Raw genomic sequence first — 20,643 nt, 5'->3', positions numbered from 1 at the left:
TGAGCGTTGTTGTTATGGGTTACCACAGGGCCACGCTGTAGCTGACCAGCAGGCGTACTTCATCGGCGTCGCGGGCGAAGTTGGAACGGAAGGTGGCGTTGCGCAGGCGCACTGCGACGTTCTTCAGCGGACCGCTCTGCACCACATACTTGAACTCGGTGTTGCGCTCCCATTCCTTGCCTTCGCTGCCATCGGCGCGGCTGACATTGTCGCCGTTGATGTAGCGGGTCATGAAGGTCAGGCCGGGGATGCCCAGGGAGGCAAAGTTGTAGTCGTAGCGGACCTGCCAGGAGCGCTCGTCGGCGCCGGCGAAGTCGTTGATCTGGACGAAGTTGACCAGGTACGGGTCGGCGCCATCGACATAGGGGAAGGCGCTGTCGCCAGACAGGTGCTGGTAGGCGGCGCTGAACTTGTGGCCGCTGAGCGCGTAGCTGAGCATGCCGTTGACCGTGGTGTTGTCGATCTTGCCGGCCAGGGCCTTGCCCTGTTCGTCGCTCTTCGAGAGGCGCAGGTCGGCGCCGAAGGTGCCAGGGCCCCAGGGCTGGGTGGCGACCATGCCGAGGAAATGCTGGCGGTAGATGTCGTCGAGCTGGGCGAGGTGGTAGCTGCCGGTGATGCGGTCGGTGAACTTGTAGTCCAGGCCGCCCAGGTCGAAGTGATCGGCGCGGAACGTCCCACCGAAGCGGCCGTTCTTGTTGTTCAGCGCCAGGTCTTCCCAGTTGGTGTCGTCACGGTCCTTGGCCTTTTCCAGGCGCCCGCCGGTGAAGGTCAGGTTCTTGATCTCACGGGAAGTGAGCAGGCCGCCTTCGAAGGTCTGCGGCAGAATGCGCCCGTCGTTGGGCTGCAGCGTCGGCAGTTCCGGGATCAGGGTGCCGACCTTGAGTTCGGTCTGGGAGATCTTGACCTTGCCGGTCAGACCGAGCTTGGAGTACTCGTTGGCCGCCTTGCCGTCGTCGTGGGTCGGCAGCAGGCCGGTGCCTGTACGGTCCTTGCTGGAGTCGAGCTTGATGCCGAGCATGCCCAGGGCGTCGAGGCCGAAGCCCACGGTGCCGTCGGTATAGCCGGATTCGAAGTTGAGCATGAAGCCCTGGGCCCATTCGTCGCGCTTGGATTGCTGCGAACTGGTGCCATCGCGGAAGTCGCGATTGAAGTACATGTTGCGGGTTTCGAAGGTGGCCGTACTGTCTTCGAAGAAGGCGGCCTGGCTCATCGGGGCGATGCCGGCAAGGGCGATGGCGCTGGCGAGCGTGGAAGGGCGGGCGCAAAGGGACCGGCTGGGCTGCATTGACAGCATCGTCGTCTGACTCCGTTTTATTGTTCTTATTCGTTGCACCTTGCTGGTGCTTTTTTTCGGCGCGTGGAGCGACCGTGGTGCGATGCTAGGTGGCGAACCTTTCGCTAACCTTTCAGCACGAAAGGTTTGTCACAAGGGCTTCACAGTCCCCATGACGGCGTTACACTCCGCGCCACCGCCCAACCCGAGCAGGGAGAATCCGATGCGTGTGCTGCTGGTCGAAGACCATCTGCCGCTGGCTGAAAGCGTGGCCCAGGCCCTCAAGAGCCAGGGCTTGACCGTGGATGTGCTGCATGACGGCGTTGCCGCCGACCTGGCCCTGGCCAGCGAGGACTATGCTGTCGCCGTGCTGGATGTCGGCCTGCCGCGCATGGACGGCTTCGAGGTGCTGGCGCGCCTGCGCTCGCGGGGCAAGACCCTGCCGGTGCTGATGCTCACCGCGCGCAGCGACGTCAAGGACCGCGTGCATGGCCTGAACCTTGGGGCCGACGACTACCTGGCCAAGCCTTTCGAGCTCACCGAGCTTGAGGCGCGGGTCAAGGCACTGCTGCGCCGTAGCGTGCTCGGTGGCGAACGTCAGCAACGTTGCGGGCCCCTGGTGTACGACCTGGACACGCGGCGCTTTGCGCTGGGTGACGAGCCGCTGACCTTGACCTCGCGGGAACAGAGCGTGCTCGAGGCGCTGATCGCCCGTCCCGGGCGGGTGATGAGCAAGGAGCAATTGGCCGCCCAGGTGTTTGGCCTGGACGAAGAAGCCAGCCCCGATGCCATCGAGATCTACATCCATCGTCTGCGCAAGAAGCTCGATGGCCACCCGGTGGCCATCGTCACCTTCCGCGGTCTGGGCTACCTGCTCGAGCATCGTGATGCGTGACAACGGCAGTTTGCGCGCGCGCCTGCTCGGCAACCTGGCGCTGTTGCTCGTGGTGCTGATGTTGGCCAGTGGCCTGAGCGCATACTGGAATGGCCGCGAGGCCGCCGACACCGCCTATGACCGCACGCTGCTGGCCTCGGCGCGGACCATTGCCGCCGGCCTCTCCCAGCGTGATGGCACGCTCAGCGCCGATGTGCCCTATGTCGCGCTGGACACCTTTGCCTACGACAGCGCCGGACGCATCTACTACCAGGTGCTGGATATCCACCAGAAGCTGATTTCCGGTTACGAGAAGCTGCCGCCGCCGCCCCCTGGCACGCCGCGCACCGACGACTATCCGGCACTGGCGCGCTTCTACAACGCCACCTACCTGGGGCAGGACGTGCGCGTGGTGAGCCTGCTCAAGGCTGTCAGCGAGCCGAACATGAACGGCATGGCCGAGATCCGTGTGGCCGAGACCGAAGAGGCGCGGGTGAGCATGGCGCGTGGGCTGATGGCCGATACCTTGCTGCGCCTGGGCATGCTTGCGCTGGGTGCGCTGGTGATGGTGTGGTTTGCAGTCAGTGCTGCGCTGCGTCCGCTGGAGCGTCTGCGCACGGCGGTGGAAGCCCGTCAGCCCGACGACCTGCGGGCCCTGCCGGTGGTGCAGGTACAGCATGAGCTGGGGCCGCTGGTGCGGGCCTTGAACCATTTCACCGAGCGGCTGCGCGGGCAGTTCGAGCGCCAGGCGCAGTTCATCGCCGATGCCGCCCACGAGTTGCGCACACCGCTGGCGGCGCTCAAGGCGCGGGTGGAGTTGGGCTTGCGCTCGCGGGAGCCTGAAGAGTGGCGCCAGACCTTGGAGTCTGCCGCTCAAGGTACCGACCGGTTGACCCACCTGGCCAACCAGCTGCTGTCGCTGGCCCGGGTGGAAAATGGCGCCCGGGCCATCGCCGAAGGCGGTGCAAAGCGCCTGGACCTCAGCCAGCTGGCTCGCGAACTGGGCATGGCGATGGCGCCGCTGGCCCATGCCCGAGGTGTTGCCCTCGCGCTGGAAGCCGAGGCGCCGGTGTGGCTGAAGGGAGAGCCGACCTTGCTCAACGAGCTGCTCAGCAACCTGGTGGACAACGCACTGGCCCATACGCCGATGGGCGGCAACGTGATTCTGCGGGTGCTGGCCCCCGCCGTACTGGAGGTCGAGGACGATGGCCCGGGGATTCCACTGGATGATCGCGAGCGTGTGTTCGAGCGCTTCTACCGGCGCAGTGCCCAGGGCAGTGGGCTGGGGTTGGCGATCGTCGGCGAAATTTGTCGTGCGCATCTGGCGCAGATCAGCCTGCATGATGGCGACAACGGCGGTTTGAAGGTGCGGGTGAGTTTCATCGCGGATTGACCGCCGCACCCGCGGCGGTCAGCGCAACATGTCCCGCGCCTCGACCAGTTCCATCAGGTCCAGCTCCTTGCCCTCCGGCAGGCGCAGCAGCTTATAGGCGGGGAGGCTGGTCAAGGGCTGGCCGCGCCCGCGCAGGCTGAGCGAGCGAGCGATCTGGACGATGCCGATGTAGTCGATCTTGTCGGTCTCACGCTCCAGGTTCTGGACCTGGCTGGGCAGGTTGACCAGTTGCTCGGGAAACTCCCAGGCGCTGAGGATCTTGTCGCCCAGCACCGGTTGGATCTGCTCGATGACATAGTGCAGGCACACGGGGTCGGACAGCAGCTCGTTGTGCTCTTCGGCGTAGATCAGCACCGGCAGGGCGCCGATCTGGTGCACGAGCCCGCCCAGGGTGGCCTGATCGGGTTTGAGGTGGGTGTAGCGCCTGCATATTTCGTAACTGATGCCCGCTACTTCCAGGCTGTTTTCCCAGATATCGCGCAACTTGTGCTCCACCGCCGCCGAGCGGGCATGGAAGATCTGTTCGATCACCAGGCCGATGGCCAGGTTGCAGCTGTAGTTGACGCCCAGGCGCGTGATCGCGGTGTGCAGGTCGGTGACCTCCACCAGTGCGCGCAGCAGCGGGCTGTTGACCACCTTGATCAGGCGCGCCGAGAGCGCGGCATCGCGACCGATCACGCGGCTCAAGGCGGCCACGCTGATTTCGCTGTCTTCGGCGGCTTCGCGGATGCTCAGGGCAACCTCTGGCAGCGTGGGCAGGACCAGGTCGTCGTTGTCGATGGCAGCGAGCAACTGCGCTTGAACCATCTCGGCCAGCTTGTTCATGGACTTCTCTACCGCAGTGGTGGGGCTGCCCCGCCGCAGCGGCGGGGCGGGCTGGTCAGCGCTGGATTTCCCGGTCGCGGTCCAGTTCGTAAGGCAGGTCGAGCAGGGTCAGGCGTGGCCCTTCGAGGCTGGCCAGGTGCAGGTTGTCATCTTCCACCGAGTCGGCGCTGAGCACTGCCAGCAGTTCGACACCTTGCTCGGCGGGTGCCGCGATGACTACCTCGCCGACAGACGAACCGTGGGTGGGCGAGAAGATTTCTGCGCCTGGTGCGGGCGCTTCGTCCACGGGCAGCGAGAGGCGATACTGGCGACGCTTGAGCTTGCCCAGGTATTGCATGCGCGCGACGATTTCCTGGCCGGTATAGCAGCCCTTCTTGAAGCTAACGCCGTCGACGGCCTGCAGGTTGATCATCTGCGGGATGAACAGTTCACGGGTCGGGCCCATGACCTGGCCGATGCCGGCGCGGATCTGGCCCAGCAGCCAGGCATCCAGGGTGCCTTCGGGCAGCGCGGCGGCGAGGGTCTCGCGCACGTTGGCGGCCTGTTCGGCGGGAACCCACAGCTCGACGCGAGCGGGCGAGACGGCGATGGCCAAAAGCCCTTCATGGCGCACGGTGGCGCCGGCTGCCTGCGGTGTTTCAAGCCCCAGCGCCTGCAGCGCGGCATCGCCCTGCTGCAAGCCGAAGCGCACCCAGGCGGTACTTTCGTCGGTCAGCGTGGCCTTGGAAAAGACCGCGTACTTCTTCAGGTCCGCCAGTTGCGCCTCGAGCAGTTCGCTGGCCATGGCAAGTAGGTAGCCATTGCCCTCGGGCAGGATGCGGAAACTGGATTGCATGCGGCCTTTGACCATGCAGCGCGCGCCGAGACTGGCGTGCTGCAGATTCAGATAGTCGAGGTTGCAGGTCAGCTGGCCTTGCAGGAATTTTCCGGCGTCGGAGCCGCGGACAGCGAGGATGCCCTCGTGGGACAGGGGACAGAAGAAAGCGGAGTCGGCCATGGGTCATCGCGGTAGCTATAAAGACTGGCGGCCATCATAGAACGCCAGTAACAAAATAGGTAGGTGACTAGACCAATGCCTCGTGCCGCTGCGGTTGCAGCGCGGTATACTGCGCGACCATTCGAGGAGGGCCCCATGGTCGAACAAACTGAACTCAACCGGCTTTTCTGGCACAGCCGCCGCGGCATGCTGGAGCTGGACGTGCTGCTCGTCCCCTTCACTCAAGAGGTCTACCCGAACCTGAGCGAAGCGGATCGCGAACTGTATCGCCGCCTGTTGACCTGCGAGGACCAGGACATGTTCGGCTGGTTCATGGAGCGTAACGAATCCGAAGACCCTGAGCTGCAGCGCATGGTCCGCATCATCCTGGACCGTGTCCAGCCCAAGTGAGTGCTTCGAGTGCCGTTGGCAAGGCTCGCGCCTGCTGCTGACGGCCTATCTTTGCGGGCAGGCGCTGGCGCTCGCCACCCTGTGGTTAGTCGAGTTGCCCTGGTGGTTGGCAGCTTGTGCACTGATTGGCTGCCTCGCCCATGCCTGTTGGGTGATTCCCCGCCGTATCCTTCTGACTCATCCCGATGCCGTGACTGGCTTGCGCCGTGATGCGCGTGGCTGGCAGGCGTTCAGCCGTGCCTGTGGCTGGGAGCGGATAAGGTTGTGTCGTGACAGCGTCGCGCTGCCTGGGATAGTGGTGTTGCGCTTCATGCGCGAGGGGCGGTGGGTTGCCCAGAGTCAGTGCATTCCAAGGGATGCGCTGACGGCGGATGAGCACCGGCGGCTGCGTGTGCGCTTGAAGTTCAGCCGACGCCGGTGGGTGATGGCGCCAGAGTGAGGTGAGAGTTGGCGACCTCCTCGCGGGCAAGTCGCCACAGGCGAAGAGGTCGGCGCCAGGCTCAGGTCGGGCTGAGAACCGTGTCCCTGGCTTCGCCCAGCATCCCCGGATAATCCAGGGTGTAGTGCAGTCCACGGCTTTCCTTGCGCTGCATCGCCGAGCGAATCATCAGCTCGGCCACCTGCGCCAGGTTGCGCAGCTCGATCAGGTCGCGGCTGACCTTGTAGTTGCTGTAGAACTCGTCGATTTCGTCGAGCAGCAGACGCACCCGGTGCTCGGCGCGCTGCAGGCGCTTGCTGGTGCGCACGATGCCCACGTAGTCCCACATGAATCGCCGCAGTTCGTCCCAGTTGTGCGCGATGATCACGTCCTCATCCGAATCGGTGACCTGGCTGGCATCCCAGCAAGGCAGGGCCTGCGGTCTGCTGACTTCGTCCAGGTGCGCCTCGATGTCCGCTGCCGCCGCACGTCCGTAGACGAAGCACTCCAGCAGCGAGTTGCTGGCCATGCGGTTGGCGCCGTGCAGGCCGGTGAAACTGGTTTCGCCGATGGCATACAGGCCCGGCACGTCGGTGTGCCCGCGCTCATCGACCATCACGCCGCCGCACGTGTAGTGGGCTGCCGGTACCACGGGGATCGGCTGGCGCGTGATGTCGATGCCGAAGGTCAGGCAGCGTTCGTAGACCGTGGGGAAGTGGCTCTTGATGAACTCGACAGGTTTGTGGGTGATATCCAGGTACACGCAATCCACGCCCAGGCGCTTCATTTCATGGTCGATGGCGCGGGCGACGATATCCCGTGGCGCCAACTCTTCACGTGGGTCGAAGCGCGGCATGAAACGCTCGCCGTTGGGCAGGCGCAGCAGTGCGCCTTCGCCGCGCAGGGCCTCGGTGATCAGGAAGCTCTTGGCTTGCGGGTGGTACAGGCAGGTGGGGTGGAACTGGTTGAACTCAAGATTCGCCACCCGGCAGCCAGCGCGCCAGGCCATGGCAATGCCATCACCGCAGGCGCCGTCGGGGTTGCTGGTGTAGAGATAGACCTTGGCTGCACCGCCTGTCGCCAATACCGTGAAGCGCGCGCCGAAGGTGTCTACCTCGCCGCTGTTGCGGTCGAGCACGTAGGCGCCCAGGCAGCGGTCGCCGGGCAGGCCCAGGCGCCGCTCGGTGATCAGGTCCACGGCCACACGCTGTTCGAGCAGGTCGATGTTCGGGCGCTGGCGGGCCTGTTCCAGAAGCGTGGTGAAGATCGCGGCGCCCGTGGCATCGGCGGCATGGATGATGCGGCGGTGGCTGTGACCGCCTTCACGGGTGAGGTGGAACTCGAAGCCGCCGTCGTCGACGCCGTGGTCTTCGTCGCGCGTGAAGGGCACGCCCTGCTCGATCAGCCACTCGATGGCTTCGCGGCTGTGCTCGACGGTGAAGCGCACGGCGTCTTCATGACACAGGCCTGCGCCGGCATTGAGCGTGTCCTCGACGTGCGACTGCACCGTGTCGGTGTCGTCCAGTACTGCGGCGACACCGCCCTGGGCCCAGAAGGTAGAGCCATTGGCGAGGTCGCCCTTGCTCAGCACGGCAACGCGCAGGTGGCTGGGAAGGTTCAGTGCCAGGCTGAGACCAGCGGCGCCACTGCCGATCACCAGGACATCATGTTGGAATTGTTGGCTCATGTCGGGACACTAGTAACTAGGGAAGGGGAGCGGCACAATAGGCATGCGTATATGGCATTGTGAAACTATTGGAAAAGTGCCGGGATGCCTTTATAGCAGCCCCCGGCGTCGGATTTCCAATGGCGGTTGCGCAGGCGCGGCGACTTTGTGGGAACTTTCCAGCACCCCTGCAAATCTCAAGAAGGCTGCCCGTCTGCCACGATTGCCGAGGCGATGCAGGACAGCAGCTCTACCCGGGCTGAAACCTGTGTATTCGAAACACCGATTATCGACGCAGCCGGCTGCGACCGCGCTGTGTCTTTTTCGTGCGAGCCGACCAGAGGCCGCAGGAAACTTGCTTGGAGGGGAGAACTTTTGCGCAAAGCCCGAGTCTATGGTTGCAAGCCTGAACGATGGCTGTCGCAACGCTCCTTTGAGTTCACTGAGGAGTGTTCATGCTAACCCAGGAAGAGGATCAGCAGCTTGTCGAGCGCGTGCAGCGCGGTGACAGGCGAGCGTTCGATCTGTTGGTGCTGAAGTATCAGCACAAGATTCTCGGGTTGATCGTGCGTTTTGTACACGACACCCATGAAGCGCAGGACGTGGCACAGGAAGCGTTCATCAAGGCCTATCGTGCGCTTGGCAACTTCCGCGGTGACAGTGCGTTCTACACGTGGCTGTACCGCATCGCCATCAACACGGCGAAGAATTACCTGGTGTCCCGTGGAAGACGGCCGCCAGACAGCGATGTGAGCTCCGAGGATGCGGAGTTCTACGACGGCGATCATGGTCTCAAGGATCTCGAGTCCCCAGAGCGCTCGTTGTTGCGGGATGAAATCGAAGGCACTGTCCATCGCACCATCCAGCAACTGCCCGAAGACCTGCGCACGGCATTGACCCTGCGCGAGTTCGACGGACTGAGTTACGAAGACATTGCGAGTGTCATGCAATGTCCGGTGGGTACCGTGCGCTCTCGAATCTTCCGCGCTCGGGAGGCCATAGACAAAGCCCTGCAACCCTTGTTGCAGGAAACCTGAGACAGCGGCGACAGCCAAGAGAGGAACCGCCATGAGTCGTGAAGCTTTGCAGGAATCGCTGTCCGCGGTAATGGATAACGAAGCGGACGAACTGGAATTACGTCGCGTGCTGAACGCGGTCGATGATGCCGATACCCGTGCCACCTGGTCGCGTTACCAGGTCGCTCGCGCAGCCATGCATAAGGAACTGCTGCTGCCCAAGCTCGACATCGCCTCGGCCGTTTCGGCTGCGCTGGCCGATGAAGCCGTACCGGTCAAGGCCAAGCGTGGCCCGTGGCGCAGCATTGGCCGCCTGGCCGTTGCCGCCTCGGTGACCGTCGCTGTGCTGGCAGGTGTACGCCTGTACAACCAGGACGAGATCAACGGTGCGCAACTCGCTTCACAGCAGCCTGTGCAGCAGGGCATCACCGTGCCACAGGCTCAGGGCCCAGCCGTTCTGGCAGGCTATAGTGAGAGCAGTGAGCAACCGACCGGGCCGATGGCCAACGGTGTGCTGCAGAACCAGGCTGGCTGGGATCAGCGTCTGCCAGGTTATCTGCGCCAGCACGCTCAGGAGTCTGCGCTGAAGGGCACCGAAACCGCTCTGCCTTATGCCCGCGCTGCCAGCCTGGAAAATCGCTAAGTAAGGAGGCTCATGCGCGCGCTACCTCTTCTGTCGCTGCTGCTCGGCAGTTGCATGACGGTGCCGGTATTGGCGGCCAACTCTTCGCCCGAGGCGAGCGAGTGGCTTAACAAGCTGGCACAGGCCGAGCAAGGGCAGAGTTACCAGGGTTCTTTCGTCTACGAACGTAACGGCAGTTTTTCTTCCCACGATATCTGGCATCGAGTCCAGGACGGCAAGGTCAGCGAGCGGCTGTTGCAGCTTGATGGCGCCGCCCAGGAAATCGTGCGGGTCAATGGCAAGGTGCAGTGCGTCAGTGGTTCCCTGGTCAGCGGGGTCGGTACACCGCCCGATTCCGCCCCGCGTTTACTCGATCCTTTGAAGCTGATGAGCTGGTACGACCTGGGTGTGGCTGGCAAGGCCCGAATCGCCGGGCGCGACGCGGTGATCGTCACGCTCACGCCACGCGACCAGCACCGCTACGCCTTTGAGCTTCACCTGGATCGCCAGACCGGCCTGCCGCTGCGTTCGTTGATGCTCAACGACAAGGGGCAGTTGCTCGAGCGCTTCCAGATGACCCGCCTGGACACCGATGATGCGCCGACCGATCGCGACCTGCAGGCCAGCGCCGCGTGCAAGCCGGTGGAACGTCCTGCGGCGACCAAATCCGAAACAGTCGCTGGCTGGCGTTCCGATTGGCTGCCGCCAGGGTTCGAGTTGGTCAACAGTGCTGTTCGCCGTGATCCGGAACGCAACAGTACCGTCAGCAGCTTGATGTACGACGATGGGCTGGCACGTTTTTCGGTCTTTCTCGAGCCGATCAAGGAAGACGCCGGTGCCGATACCCGTGCGCAACTGGGGCCGACTGTCGCTGTTTCGCGGCATCTGAACACGCCCAAGGGCAAGGTCATGGTGACCGTGGTCGGAGAGATTCCGCTGGGCACTGCCGAGCGTGTGGCCCTGTCGATGCGCGCCCAGGATGTCCAGGCACGGCAATGACCGTCGCAGACCCTTCCTACAAGCTGCCAGGCATGCAGCTGACATGAAATTAAAGCATTGTCATTTGCAATCAACTGGTAAATTTCCTATAGGTCAGACTCCCTGGAGTCTGGCCTTTCCTGCATCTGCAGGGGCCCTTCTGCTAACTACGCTCGTTGTGACGGGAGCCGTATGTCAATACCACGCTTGAAAACCTACCTATCGATGTTCGCCGCCGTGCTGATGCTCGGCCAGGTGCTCACCGCCCAGGCCGAAGAAGCCCTGCCGGATTTCACCACCCTGGTCGAGCAGGCCTCGCCGGCAGTGGTCAACATCAGTACCAAGCAAAAGCTGCCGGACCGTCGCGTGGCCGCTGGGCAGATGCCCGACCTGGAAGGCCTGCCGCCGATGTTCCGCGAGTTTTTCGAGCGCAACATGCCGCAGCAGCCGCGTTCCCCGCGTGGCGGCGACCGCCAGCGTGAAGCGCAGTCCTTGGGCTCGGGCTTCATCATTTCCAGTGATGGTTATGTCCTGACCAACAACCATGTGGTCGCCGACGCCGACGAAATCATCGTCCGCCTGTCCGACCGCAGCGAGTTGCAAGCCAAGCTGGTCGGCACCGACCCGCGCACCGACGTGGCGCTGCTCAAGGTCGATGGCAAGAATCTGCCGACCGTCAAACTGGGCGACTCCGAGAAGCTGAAGGTCGGTGAGTGGGTGCTGGCCATTGGCTCGCCATTCGGCTTCGATCATTCGGTGACCAAAGGTATCGTCAGCGCCAAGGGGCGCACCTTGCCCAACGACACCTATGTGCCGTTCATCCAGACCGACGTCGCGATCAATCCGGGTAACTCCGGCGGCCCGCTGTTCAACATGAAGGGCGAGGTCGTAGGTATCAACTCGCAGATCTTCACCCGCTCCGGCGGTTTCATGGGCCTGTCGTTCGCCATCCCGATCGACGTGGCGATCGATGTCTCGAACCAGTTGAAGAAAGACGGCAAGGTCAGCCGCGGCTGGCTCGGCGTGGTGATCCAGGAAGTGAACAAGGACCTGGCTGAATCCTTCGGGCTCGACAAGCCTGCCGGGGCGCTGGTGGCCCAGGTGCTGGAAAACGGCCCTGCGGCCAAGGGCGGCCTGCAGGTCGGTGACGTGATCCTGAGCATGAACGGGCAGCCGATCATCATGTCCGCAGACCTGCCACACCTGGTCGGCGGTCTCAAGGATGGCCAGAAAGCCAAGCTCGAGATCATTCGCGAAGGCAAGCGCCAGACCCTGGACATCACTGTCGGCGCACTCCCTGAAGACGATGCCGACATCGGCACCGGTGGTCAGGCAGGCGTGGAGCGCAACAGCAACCGCCTGGGCGTCTCCGTCGCCGACCTCAGCGACGAGCAGAAGAAGTCGCTCGAGCTCAAGGGCGGCGTGGTCATCAAGGAGGTTCAGGATGGCCCGGCTGCCCTGATTGGCCTGCGTCCGGGCGACGTCATCAGCCATCTGAACAACCAGGCGATCAGCTCGGCCAAGCAATTTACCGAGATCGCCAAGGACCTGCCGAAGAATCGTTCGGTATCGATGCGTGTGCTGCGACAAGGGCGCGCCAGCTTCATCACCTTCAAGTTGGCTGAATAGGCTGAGTTAAGGGTAGGAAAGGGCAGCTTCGGCTGCCCTTTTTCATGAGCGTGTCATGATTTTCTGTGGGAACATCAGCGAGCCGAGCAAATTCATGTCGCATTTGCAGGTGTGCGTGGCGATAGAGGAATCTCCCATATCCCTCCGGCTTGAGGTACAATTCCCGGCTATTTTTCCGCGGGCGTCCGGCTCGCAGCCTTTTCGAGTGTTGACCCGTGAGTGATTTGAGTCATATCCGCAATTTCTCCATCATCGCCCACATCGACCATGGCAAGTCGACGCTGGCCGACCGTTTCATCCAGATGTGCGGTGGCCTGACGGCGCGCGAAATGGAAGCCCAGGTCCTCGACTCCATGGACCTCGAGCGTGAACGCGGTATCACCATCAAGGCCCACAGCGTCACCCTGCATTACAAGGCGCAGGACGGCAAAACCTACCAGTTGAACTTCATCGATACCCCCGGCCACGTCGACTTCACCTATGAAGTCTCGCGTTCGCTGGCGGCGTGCGAGGGCGCGCTGCTGGTGGTCGACGCCGGCCAGGGCGTCGAGGCGCAATCGGTCGCCAACTGCTACACCGCCATCGAGCAGGGCCTCGAGGTCATGCCGGTACTGAACAAGATGGACCTGCCCCAGGCCGATCCGGACCGCGTCAAGGACGAGATCGAGAAGATCATCGGCATCGACGCCACCGACGCCGTGGCCTGCAGTGCCAAGAGCGGCATGGGCGTGGACGAGGTGCTCGAGCGCCTGGTACAGACCATCCCCGCGCCGGAAGGCGAGATCGACGCACCCTTGCAGGCGCTGATCATCGACTCCTGGTTCGACAACTACCTGGGCGTCGTGTCGCTGGTACGCGTGCGCCAGGGCCGGGTCAAGAAGGGCGACAAGATCCTGGTCAAGTCCACCGGCAAGGTGCACCTGGTCGACAGCGTCGGCGTCTTCACCCCGAAACACACCGCCACCGCCGATCTCAAGGCCGGTGAAGTGGGCTTCATCATCGCCAGCATCAAGGACATTCATGGCGCGCCGGTCGGCGACACCCTGACGCTGTCCTCGACCCCTGAGGTCGAAGTGCTGCCAGGCTTCAAGAAGATCCAGCCGCAGGTGTACGCCGGCCTGTTCCCGGTCAGTTCCGACGATTTCGAGGACTTCCGCGACGCCCTGCAGAAGCTGACGCTCAACGACTCGTCGCTGCAGTACATGCCGGAAAGCTCCGATGCACTGGGCTTCGGCTTCCGTTGCGGCTTCCTCGGCATGCTGCACATGGAGATCATCCAGGAGCGCCTGGAGCGCGAATACGACCTGGACCTGATCACCACGGCACCAAGCGTGATCTACGAGCTGGAGCTCAAGACCGGCGAAACCATCGTCGTCGACAACCCGTCGAAGCTGCCGGATGTCTCGGCGGTCGCCGACTTCCGCGAGCCGATCGTCACCGCGACCATCCTCGTGCCGCAGGAGCACCTGGGCAACGTCATCACCCTGTGCATCGAGAAGCGTGGCGTTCAACGTGACATGCAATTCCTGGGTAGCCAGGTGCAGGTGCGCTACGACATGCCGATGAACGAAGTGGTGCTGGACTTCTTCGACCGTCTCAAATCCACCAGCCGCGGCTACGCCTCGCTGGACTATCATTTCGATCGCTACCAGTCGGCCAACTTGGTCAAGCTGGACGTGCTGATCAACGGCGACAAGGTCGATGCCCTGGCATTGATCGTGCATCGTGACAACGCGGCCTACAAAGGTCGTGCGTTGACCGAGAAGATGAAGGAACTGATTCCTCGGCAGATGTTCGACGTGGCGATCCAGGCAGCTATCGGCGGCCAGATCATTGCGCGGACCACTGTCAAGGCGCTCAGAAAGAACGTACTGGCTAAGTGCTATGGCGGTGACGTCAGCCGTAAGAAGAAACTGCTGGAGAAGCAGAAGGCCGGTAAGAAACGCATGAAGCAGGTGGGCAACGTGGAGATCCCACAGGAAGCCTTCCTCGCTGTGCTCAGGTTGGATAGCTAGGTCCTATGTCGCTAAATTTCCCGCTGTTGCTAGTCATCGCCGTTGCTGTCTGCGGTCTGTTGGGTCTGATCGATCTGCTGTTCCTGGCCCCGCGCCGGCGAGCGGCGATCGCCAACTACCAGGGCAGCGTCAGCCAGCCCGAAGTTGCGGTGGTCGAACGCCTGAACAAGGAGCCGTTGCTGGTCGAGTACGGCAAGTCGTTCTTCCCGGTGTTGTTCATCGTGCTGGTGCTGCGCTCGTTCCTGGTCGAACCCTTCCAGATCCCGTCGGGATCCATGAAGCCGACCCTGGAAGTGGGCGACTTCATCCTGGTGAACAAGTTCTCCTACGGCATCCGCCTGCCGGTGATCGACAAGAAGGTCATCGAGGTCGGTGACCCGCAGCGCGGGGACGTCATGGTGTTCCGCTACCCGAGTGACCCGAACGTCAACTACATCAAGCGTGTGGTTGGCCTGCCGGGCGACCGGATCCGCTACACCAACGAGAAGCACCTGTACGTCAACGACCAACTGGTCGCCGAGCAACTGGTGGGCACCGAAGCCGGATCGTTGGGCAGTGCCGAGCTGTACAAGGAGAAGCTGGGCGAAGCCGAGCACCTGATCCGCAAGGAGATGAGCCGCTACCGCATGCCGCCGGACCAGCAGTGGACCGTGCCTGCCGGGCATTACTTCATGATGGGCGACAACCGCGACAACTCCAACGACAGCCGCTACTGGGACGATCCGAGCATCCCGCGCGAGCTGCAGGGCATGGTCCCGGACCGCAACATCGTCGGCAAGGCCTTCGCAGTCTGGATGAGCTGGCCCGAGCCCAAGCTCAGCCACTTCCCCAACCTGTCGCGGGTCGGCCTGATCCATTGATACCCCTCGGCGCTGTCAACAGACAGCGCCGAATGCATTTCTGACATAGGCTGTGTTCTCAGGGATGGGTAAATTCGCCGCTGCACGACGGCGTGACACAGCCAAACAGTCTTTCAGGATGTTGATTTGAACGCGTTTAACAACGAAGGGGTGGCTGCATGAGCGCTTCCCTCGAACGCCTGGAGCGCAAGCTCGGCTATACCTTCAAGAACCAGGATCAGATGCTCCTGGCACTCACGCATCGCAGTTATGCCGGGCGCAACAACGAGCGCCTGGAATTTCTCGGTGATGCGATTCTCAACTTCGTGGCGGGCGAGGCGCTGTTCGAACGCTTCCCCCAGGCTCGCGAAGGCCAGTTGTCGCGCTTGCGCGCACGGCTGGTCAAGGGTGAGACCCTGGCCCGCCTGGCCCGCGGCTTCGACCTGGGCGATTATCTGCGCCTGGGCTCGGGCGAACTCAAGAGCGGTGGTTTTCGCCGTGAGTCCATTCTTGCCGATGCACTCGAAGCGCTGATCGGGGCGATCTATCTGGACGCCGACATGCAGACCGCCCGCGAGCGCATTCTCGCCTGGCTGGCCGGCGAGTTCGATGGGTTGACGCTGGTCGACACCAACAAAGACCCCAAGACCCGGCTGCAGGAGTATCTGCAGTCGCGTGCCTGCGAACTGCCGCGCTACGAAGTGGTGGATATCCAGGGCGAACCTCATTGCCGCACCTTCTTCGTCGAATGCGAAGTGGTGCTGCTGAACAACAAGAGCCGTGGTCAGGGCGTGAGCCGGCGTATCGCCGAGCAGGTCGCCGCTGCCGCCGCACTGATCGCCTTGGGCGTGGAGAATGGCAATGACTGAGAACAATCCGACCCGCTGCGGTTACGTGGCCATCGTCGGCCGCCCCAACGTGGGCAAGTCCACGCTGCTCAACCACATCCTCGGGCAGAAGCTGGCGATCACTTCGCGCAAGCCGCAGACCACCCGTCACAACATGCTCGGCATCAAGACCGAAGGTGATGTGCAGGCGATCTACGTCGACACCCCCGGTATGCACAAGGCCAACGACAAGGCCTTGAACCGCTACATGAACCGCAACGCCTCGGCAGCGCTCAAGGATGTCGACGTGGTGATCTTCGTGGTCGACCGCACTCGCTGGACCGACGAGGACCAGTTGGTGCTCGAGCGTGTGCAGTACGTCACCGGCCCGCTCATCATCGCGGTCAACAAGACCGACCGCATGGAAGAGAAGGCCGAGTTGATCCCGCACCTGCAGTGGTTGCAGGAGCAACTGCCGAACGCCGAAGTGATGCCGATCTCGGCTCAGCAGGGGCACAATCTGGACGCCCTGGAAGCCCAGATCGCCAAGCACCTGCCGGAAAACGATCACTTCTTCCCGGAAGACCAGATCACCGACCGCAGCAGCCGCTTCCTGGCAGCCGAACTGGTACGCGAGAAAATCATGCGTCAGCTCGGCGCCGAGCTGCCGTACCAGATCACCGTCGAGATCGAAGAATTCAAACAGCAGGGGCATGTGTTGCACATCCACGCCCTGATCCTGGTCGAGCGTGACGGCCAGAAAAAGATCATCATCGGCGACAAGGGCGAGCGTATCAAACGCATTGGTTCCGAGGCTCGCAAGGACATGGAGGTGTTGTTCGACTCCAAGGTCATGCTCAACCTTTGGGTCAAGGTCAAGGGCGGCTGGTCCGATGACGAACGCGCCCTGCGTTCGCTGGGTTACGGCGACCTCTAAGCCTCGCCGCGCACCCTGTAGGAGCGGGCTTGCCCGCGAACACGGGCAACGCCCGTGCCATGCATCCACGGTGCCTGGGCTGGCTTCTTCGCGGGCAAGCCCGCTCCTACAGGTGTGCGCTTTGCCTGAGACCGAGTGACCGCTCATGGACCAACCCACCCCGCAACCCGCCTACGTCCTGCACAGCCGCGCCTACAAGGAAACCAGCGCGTTGGTGGACTTCTTTACCGCCCAAGGCCGTGTGCGGGCGGTGTTGCGGCGCGCGCGGGGCAAGGGCGGTAGCCCGGTGCGACCCTTCGTGCCGCTGGAAGTCGAGTTACGCGGGCGGGGCGAGTTGAAGAACGTCGGTCGGTTGGATACGGTCGGCCTTGCCGGGTGGCTGCACGGCGACGCGCTGTTCAGTGGTCTGTATCTCAACGAGTTGCTGATGCGCCTGCTGCCTGCCGAAGCGCCGTTTCCTGCCCTGTTCGAGCATTACACCCTGACCCTCGAGGCGCTGGCTGCCGGCCGGCCGCTGGAGCCGCTGCTGCGGGCCTTCGAATGGCGTCTGCTGGACGAGCTGGGCTATGCCTTCTCGCTGACCCACGACGTGAACGATGATGCGGTCGTCGCCGAGGGGCGCTATCGGCTCCAGGTGGACGCCGGGCTGGAGCGGGTCGAGCTGTTTCAGCCTGGGCTGTTCAGTGGTACGGAGCTGTTGGCCCTGGCCGATGCCGACTGGGATGCCCCGGGCGCGCTGCTTGCGGCCAAGCGCCTGATGCGTCAGGCGCTGGCCGTTCACCTGGGGCCCAAGCCACTGGTCAGCCGGGAACTGTTTCGCAAGCGTTGAGCACGTCGTATGCTGTGGGGCTCAATCTTCAGGAGAGCCTTTCGTGACTCACAGCAACCGCATGCTTCTCGGCGTCAACATCGATCACGTGGCCACTCTGCGCCAGGCCCGGGGCACCCGCTATCCGGACCCGGTCAAGGCCGCGCTGGACGCCGAGGAAGCGGGTGCCGACGGTATTACCGTGCATTTGCGCGAAGACCGCCGGCACATCCAGGAGCGTGATGTGCTGCTGCTCAAGGACGTGCTGCAAACGCGCATGAACTTCGAGATGGGCGTCACCGAAGAGATGATGCTTTTCGCCGAGAAGATCCGCCCGGCACACATCTGCCTGGTGCCCGAGACCCGCCAGGAGCTGACCACCGAAGGTGGCCTGGACGTGGCAGGCCAGGAGGCGCGGATCAAGGCTGCAGTAGAGCGCCTGGCGCGCACCGGCGCCGAGGTGTCGCTGTTCATCGATGCCGACGAGCGGCAGATCGAGGCGTCGCGTCGCGTGGGCGCGCCGGCCATCGAGTTGCATACTGGTCGCTATGCCGATGCACAGACCCCGACCGAGGTAGCCGAGGAGCTCAAGCGTATCGTCGACGGCGTGGCCTTTGGCGTGGGGCAGGGGCTGATCGTCAATGCCGGGCATGGCCTGCACTACCATAACGTCGAAGCAGTGGCGGCGATCAAGGGGATCAATGAGCTGAACATCGGCCATGCCCTGGTGGCCCATGCGCTGTTCGTCGGCTTCAAGGCGGCGGTGGCAGAAATGAAGGCCTTGATCCTGGCGGCTTCGCGTTGATATTGGGGCGGCCTCGCGGGCTTGCTCGCGAAGCCGCCGCCATCACTCGGCCTGAAACACCAGGCTGAACCGAGTCGGTCCTTGCGCTGCGCTGCTGACCTCGACCCGGCCTCCATGCAGTTGCATGATCGATTTCACGATCGCCAGCCCCAGCCCTGTGCCACCCTCCAGGCGCGAGCGACCACAGCCGGCCCGGTAGAAGCGCTCGAACAGATGCGCCAGGTGCGCCTCGTCAATCCCCGCGCCCTGGTTCTGCACCCACAACCAGACCTGGTCCTGGCGCCGCTCGATCCCCAGTTCGATCACCTGGCCCTGTGGGCTATGGCGGATGGCGTTGCTCAGCAGATTCGACAGCGCTCGCTGGAACATCAATCGGTCGGCCAAGGCCGTGCCCCAGCCGTGTGCCCGTAGCTCGATTCCTTTCAGTTCGGCGCTGAGGTCGAACAGCTCCATCACCCGTGCGGTTTCATCGGCCAGGGACAGTGGCTTGAGCATGGCCAGTGCCTGGGGTTGGCTGACCTGGGCCAGGAACAGCATGTCATTGATGATGCGGTTCAGGCGGGTGAGCTCCTCGACGCTGTCCTCCAGCGCCTCGCGGTAGCGGTTGCCGTCGCGCTCGCGGGACAAGGTGACCTGGGCCTTGCCCATCAGGTTGCCGATGGGGGTGCGCAATTCGTGGGCCAGGTCGTCGGAGAACTGCGACAGCTGGCGAACACCCTGGTCGAGGCGATCGAGCATGATGTTGATGCTGCCGGCCAGCTCCGCCAGTTCCTGGGGCAGGCCACTGGTCGGCAGGCGATGCGCCAGGTCGTGCGCGCAGATCTGCCCGGCGATGCGGCGGAATCGGCGCAGGGGGGCGAGCCCACGCTGCACCAGTTTCCAGGCACCGATGCCGATCAGCAGCAAGAGTATCGGCAGCGCCAGCAAGGTCGAGTTCAGGTAGGCCTGGAGCAGCGCATTGTCGTCGGCGCGGTCCAGCGACATCATTACTCGCACCGGCTGGTCGTCGCGCAGGCGCATCAACTGGGTGACGGTGAGGATCTGCCGCCCATCGCTGTCACGCCATTGCGTGAAGCTTGGCTGCTGGCCCGCGGGTAGCTGGCGCAACGCCTGCGCCTCCAGTGCCGGGCCCAGGCTCAGCAGCGACGGGTGCCGTCCATTGATCGCCAGCACATTGAGACTGAGGTTGTCGTGCCCCATCACCAGGTCGAGCAGGGGATGAGCGCGGGCGCCAAGGTCGTCGCTGCGCAGGTCCACCCGCAGGTTGTGCTCGACTTGCAGCATCTTGCGCGCCAGGTCGCGACGGGCGCGGCTGTCCAGCTCGTGGTCGAGGGCAAACACTGCCAGGCAGGCCAGCAGCAGTACCAGCGCGGCGCCCATCAGGGTGACCGAAAGCCCGAGTCGCAGCGACAGGGTACGGCCCTTCACGCGCGTGCCTCGAGCACGTACCCCACGCCGCGCAAGGTGTGTATGAGCTTGTGCTCGAAGGGGTCGTCGATCTTGGCCCGCAGACGGCGGATCGACACCTCGACCACATTGGTGTCGCAATCGAAGTTCATGTCCCACACCAGCGAGATGATTTGCGTGCGTGAGAGCACCTCGCCGCTCTGGCGCATCAGCAGATGCAGCAGGGTGAACTCCTTGGCGGTCAGGTCGATGCGCTGGCCGCCGCGCCAGGCGCGATGACGGCCGGGATCGAGTTCGAGGTCGGCGACCTTCAGGGTGTCTGGTTGCAGATGCTGGTCGTTGCGCCGCAGCAGGCTGCGGATTCGCGCCAGCAGCTCCGGAAACTCGAAAGGCTTGAGCAGATAGTCGTCGGCGCCCAGGTCCAGGCCCTTGACCCGGTCGGCAAGGCGGCCGTGGGCGGTGAGCATCATGATCCGAGTCGACGATTCGGCGCGCAGGCGCTGCAGCACGCCCCAGCCATCGAGCTCGGGCAGATTGACGTCGAGGATTACCAGGTCGTAGCTGTGATTGCGCGCGAGGTGCAGGCCGTCGGTGCCCGTGTATGCGCAATCGACCACGTAGCCGTTTTCGCGTAGGCCCTGCTGCAGGTAGTCGGCGGTACGGGGTTCGTCCTCGATGATCAATAGGCGCATGGCGGGCTCTGTGAGGTGGAAAGGGCGCGATTCTCAAGCCTGTAGGGGCTTTAGGGTCAAGCTGCAGGATGTTACGGCATGAGAATGCGTTGTCGGCGCAGATAACCGATTTGTAATGCGGGCGTCATCTGGCTGCCTGTTCGGGTCCCTTCGCTTGGGAACACAGCCCGCAGGACCACATTGCAAGACTGTAATGCCAGGCTCACCTTGGCGTTAGCTGCCGCTGGCTAGG

The 20,643-nt window shown here is 63.4% G+C and carries 20 protein-coding genes; 14 read left to right on the top strand and 6 right to left on the bottom strand.

The window, feature by feature from the left end; all coding sequences use genetic code 11:
- Positions 1–19 precede the first annotated feature (19 nt).
- The gene (locus APH44_RS06315) at positions 20–1,294 is read right to left on the bottom strand and encodes an OprD family porin (protein WP_054891846.1); all 1,275 of its coding nucleotides are present in this window, start codon (positions 1,292–1,294) and stop codon (positions 20–22) included.
- A gap of 202 nt (positions 1,295–1,496) precedes the next feature.
- Here APH44_RS06315 and APH44_RS06310 point away from each other — a divergent pair, with 202 nt between their 5' ends.
- Together APH44_RS06310 and APH44_RS06305 are read left to right on the top strand one after the other, a co-directional pair.
- On the top strand, positions 1,497–2,168 hold the full coding sequence (locus APH44_RS06310; RefSeq protein ID WP_054891845.1) for a response regulator: 672 nt from the start codon (positions 1,497–1,499) through the stop codon (positions 2,166–2,168).
- Positions 2,161–3,540, top strand: coding sequence for a sensor histidine kinase (locus APH44_RS06305; protein WP_054891844.1), 1,380 nt, complete (start codon positions 2,161–2,163; stop codon positions 3,538–3,540). Before APH44_RS06310 ends, APH44_RS06305 begins: the two co-directional genes overlap by 8 nt.
- An 18-nt stretch (positions 3,541–3,558) precedes the next feature.
- Here the strand turns inward: APH44_RS06305 and APH44_RS06300 are convergent, their stop codons facing one another.
- Together APH44_RS06300 and APH44_RS06295 are read right to left on the bottom strand one after the other, a co-directional pair.
- A complete protein-coding gene (locus tag APH44_RS06300; protein ID WP_054891843.1) occupies positions 3,559–4,365 on the bottom strand; it encodes an HDOD domain-containing protein in 807 nt (268 codons plus the stop codon).
- Positions 4,366–4,420: 55 nt separating this feature from the next.
- On the bottom strand, positions 4,421–5,362 hold the full coding sequence (locus tag APH44_RS06295; protein WP_054891842.1) for a folate-binding protein YgfZ: 942 nt from the start codon (positions 5,360–5,362) through the stop codon (positions 4,421–4,423).
- 135 nt (positions 5,363–5,497) lie between these two features.
- Between APH44_RS06295 and APH44_RS06290 the strand changes: the two genes are divergently transcribed.
- Positions 5,498–5,752, top strand: a complete 255-nt coding sequence (locus APH44_RS06290; RefSeq protein WP_054891841.1) for a succinate dehydrogenase assembly factor 2 — start codon at positions 5,498–5,500, stop codon at positions 5,750–5,752.
- Positions 5,736–6,191: a protein YgfX gene (locus APH44_RS28965; RefSeq protein WP_081255208.1), complete on the top strand. Its 456-nt coding sequence runs from the start codon at positions 5,736–5,738 to the stop codon at positions 6,189–6,191. The genes APH44_RS06290 and APH44_RS28965 overlap by 17 nt, the downstream gene beginning before the upstream one ends.
- A gap of 61 nt (positions 6,192–6,252) precedes the next feature.
- Here APH44_RS28965 and nadB read toward each other — a convergent pair whose 3' ends face one another.
- The gene (gene nadB / locus APH44_RS06285; RefSeq protein WP_054891840.1) at positions 6,253–7,857 is read right to left on the bottom strand and encodes an L-aspartate oxidase; all 1,605 of its coding nucleotides are present in this window, start codon (positions 7,855–7,857) and stop codon (positions 6,253–6,255) included.
- Between the two features lie 434 nt (positions 7,858–8,291).
- On the opposite strand from nadB, the gene rpoE reads away from it, so the two are divergent.
- The 10 genes from rpoE (at position 8,292) to pdxJ (ending at position 18,312) form a co-directional block, all read left to right on the top strand.
- On the top strand, positions 8,292–8,873 hold the full coding sequence (gene rpoE, locus APH44_RS06280; RefSeq protein WP_003252049.1) for an RNA polymerase sigma factor RpoE: 582 nt from the start codon (positions 8,292–8,294) through the stop codon (positions 8,871–8,873).
- A gap of 31 nt (positions 8,874–8,904) precedes the next feature.
- On the top strand, positions 8,905–9,495 hold the full coding sequence (locus APH44_RS06275; protein WP_054891839.1) for a sigma-E factor negative regulatory protein: 591 nt from the start codon (positions 8,905–8,907) through the stop codon (positions 9,493–9,495).
- Positions 9,496–9,507: 12 nt separating this feature from the next.
- On the top strand, positions 9,508–10,473 hold the full coding sequence (locus tag APH44_RS06270; protein WP_054891838.1) for a MucB/RseB C-terminal domain-containing protein: 966 nt from the start codon (positions 9,508–9,510) through the stop codon (positions 10,471–10,473).
- A 204-nt stretch (positions 10,474–10,677) separates the two neighbouring features.
- Positions 10,678–12,081: a DegQ family serine endoprotease gene (locus APH44_RS06265; RefSeq protein WP_371264425.1), complete on the top strand. Its 1,404-nt coding sequence runs from the start codon at positions 10,678–10,680 to the stop codon at positions 12,079–12,081.
- A gap of 215 nt (positions 12,082–12,296) precedes the next feature.
- Positions 12,297–14,096: a translation elongation factor 4 gene (gene lepA / locus APH44_RS06260; protein WP_054891836.1), complete on the top strand. Its 1,800-nt coding sequence runs from the start codon at positions 12,297–12,299 to the stop codon at positions 14,094–14,096.
- 5 nt (positions 14,097–14,101) lie between these two features.
- Positions 14,102–14,956: a signal peptidase I gene (lepB, locus tag APH44_RS06255; RefSeq protein WP_054891835.1), complete on the top strand. Its 855-nt coding sequence runs from the start codon at positions 14,102–14,104 to the stop codon at positions 14,954–14,956.
- A 158-nt stretch (positions 14,957–15,114) separates the two neighbouring features.
- Positions 15,115–15,804, top strand: a complete 690-nt coding sequence (gene rnc / locus APH44_RS06250) for a ribonuclease III (RefSeq protein WP_054891834.1) — start codon at positions 15,115–15,117, stop codon at positions 15,802–15,804.
- Positions 15,797–16,699, top strand: a complete 903-nt coding sequence (era, locus tag APH44_RS06245) for a GTPase Era (protein WP_054891833.1) — start codon at positions 15,797–15,799, stop codon at positions 16,697–16,699. The genes rnc and era overlap by 8 nt, the downstream gene beginning before the upstream one ends.
- A 145-nt stretch (positions 16,700–16,844) precedes the next feature.
- A complete protein-coding gene (gene recO / locus APH44_RS06240; protein WP_054891832.1) occupies positions 16,845–17,528 on the top strand; it encodes a DNA repair protein RecO in 684 nt (227 codons plus the stop codon).
- Between the two features lie 61 nt (positions 17,529–17,589).
- Positions 17,590–18,312: a pyridoxine 5'-phosphate synthase gene (pdxJ, locus tag APH44_RS06235; RefSeq protein WP_371105657.1), complete on the top strand. Its 723-nt coding sequence runs from the start codon at positions 17,590–17,592 to the stop codon at positions 18,310–18,312.
- A gap of 42 nt (positions 18,313–18,354) precedes the next feature.
- On the opposite strand, the gene APH44_RS06230 is transcribed toward pdxJ, so the two are convergent.
- Together APH44_RS06230 and APH44_RS06225 are read right to left on the bottom strand one after the other, a co-directional pair.
- Positions 18,355–19,740, bottom strand: coding sequence for a heavy metal sensor histidine kinase (locus APH44_RS06230; protein WP_054891830.1), 1,386 nt, complete (start codon positions 19,738–19,740; stop codon positions 18,355–18,357).
- Positions 19,737–20,411, bottom strand: coding sequence for a heavy metal response regulator transcription factor (locus APH44_RS06225; protein WP_054891829.1), 675 nt, complete (start codon positions 20,409–20,411; stop codon positions 19,737–19,739). Before APH44_RS06225 ends, APH44_RS06230 begins: the two co-directional genes overlap by 4 nt.
- Positions 20,412–20,643 lie beyond the last annotated feature (232 nt).

It is taken from the genome of Pseudomonas sp. NBRC 111143, assembly GCF_001320965.1.
Taxonomy (GTDB): Bacteria; Pseudomonadota; Gammaproteobacteria; order Pseudomonadales; family Pseudomonadaceae; genus Aquipseudomonas; species Aquipseudomonas machongensis.
Note: the sequence above shows the minus strand (reverse complement) of the source record. Positions and strands in the feature narration are given on the sequence as shown.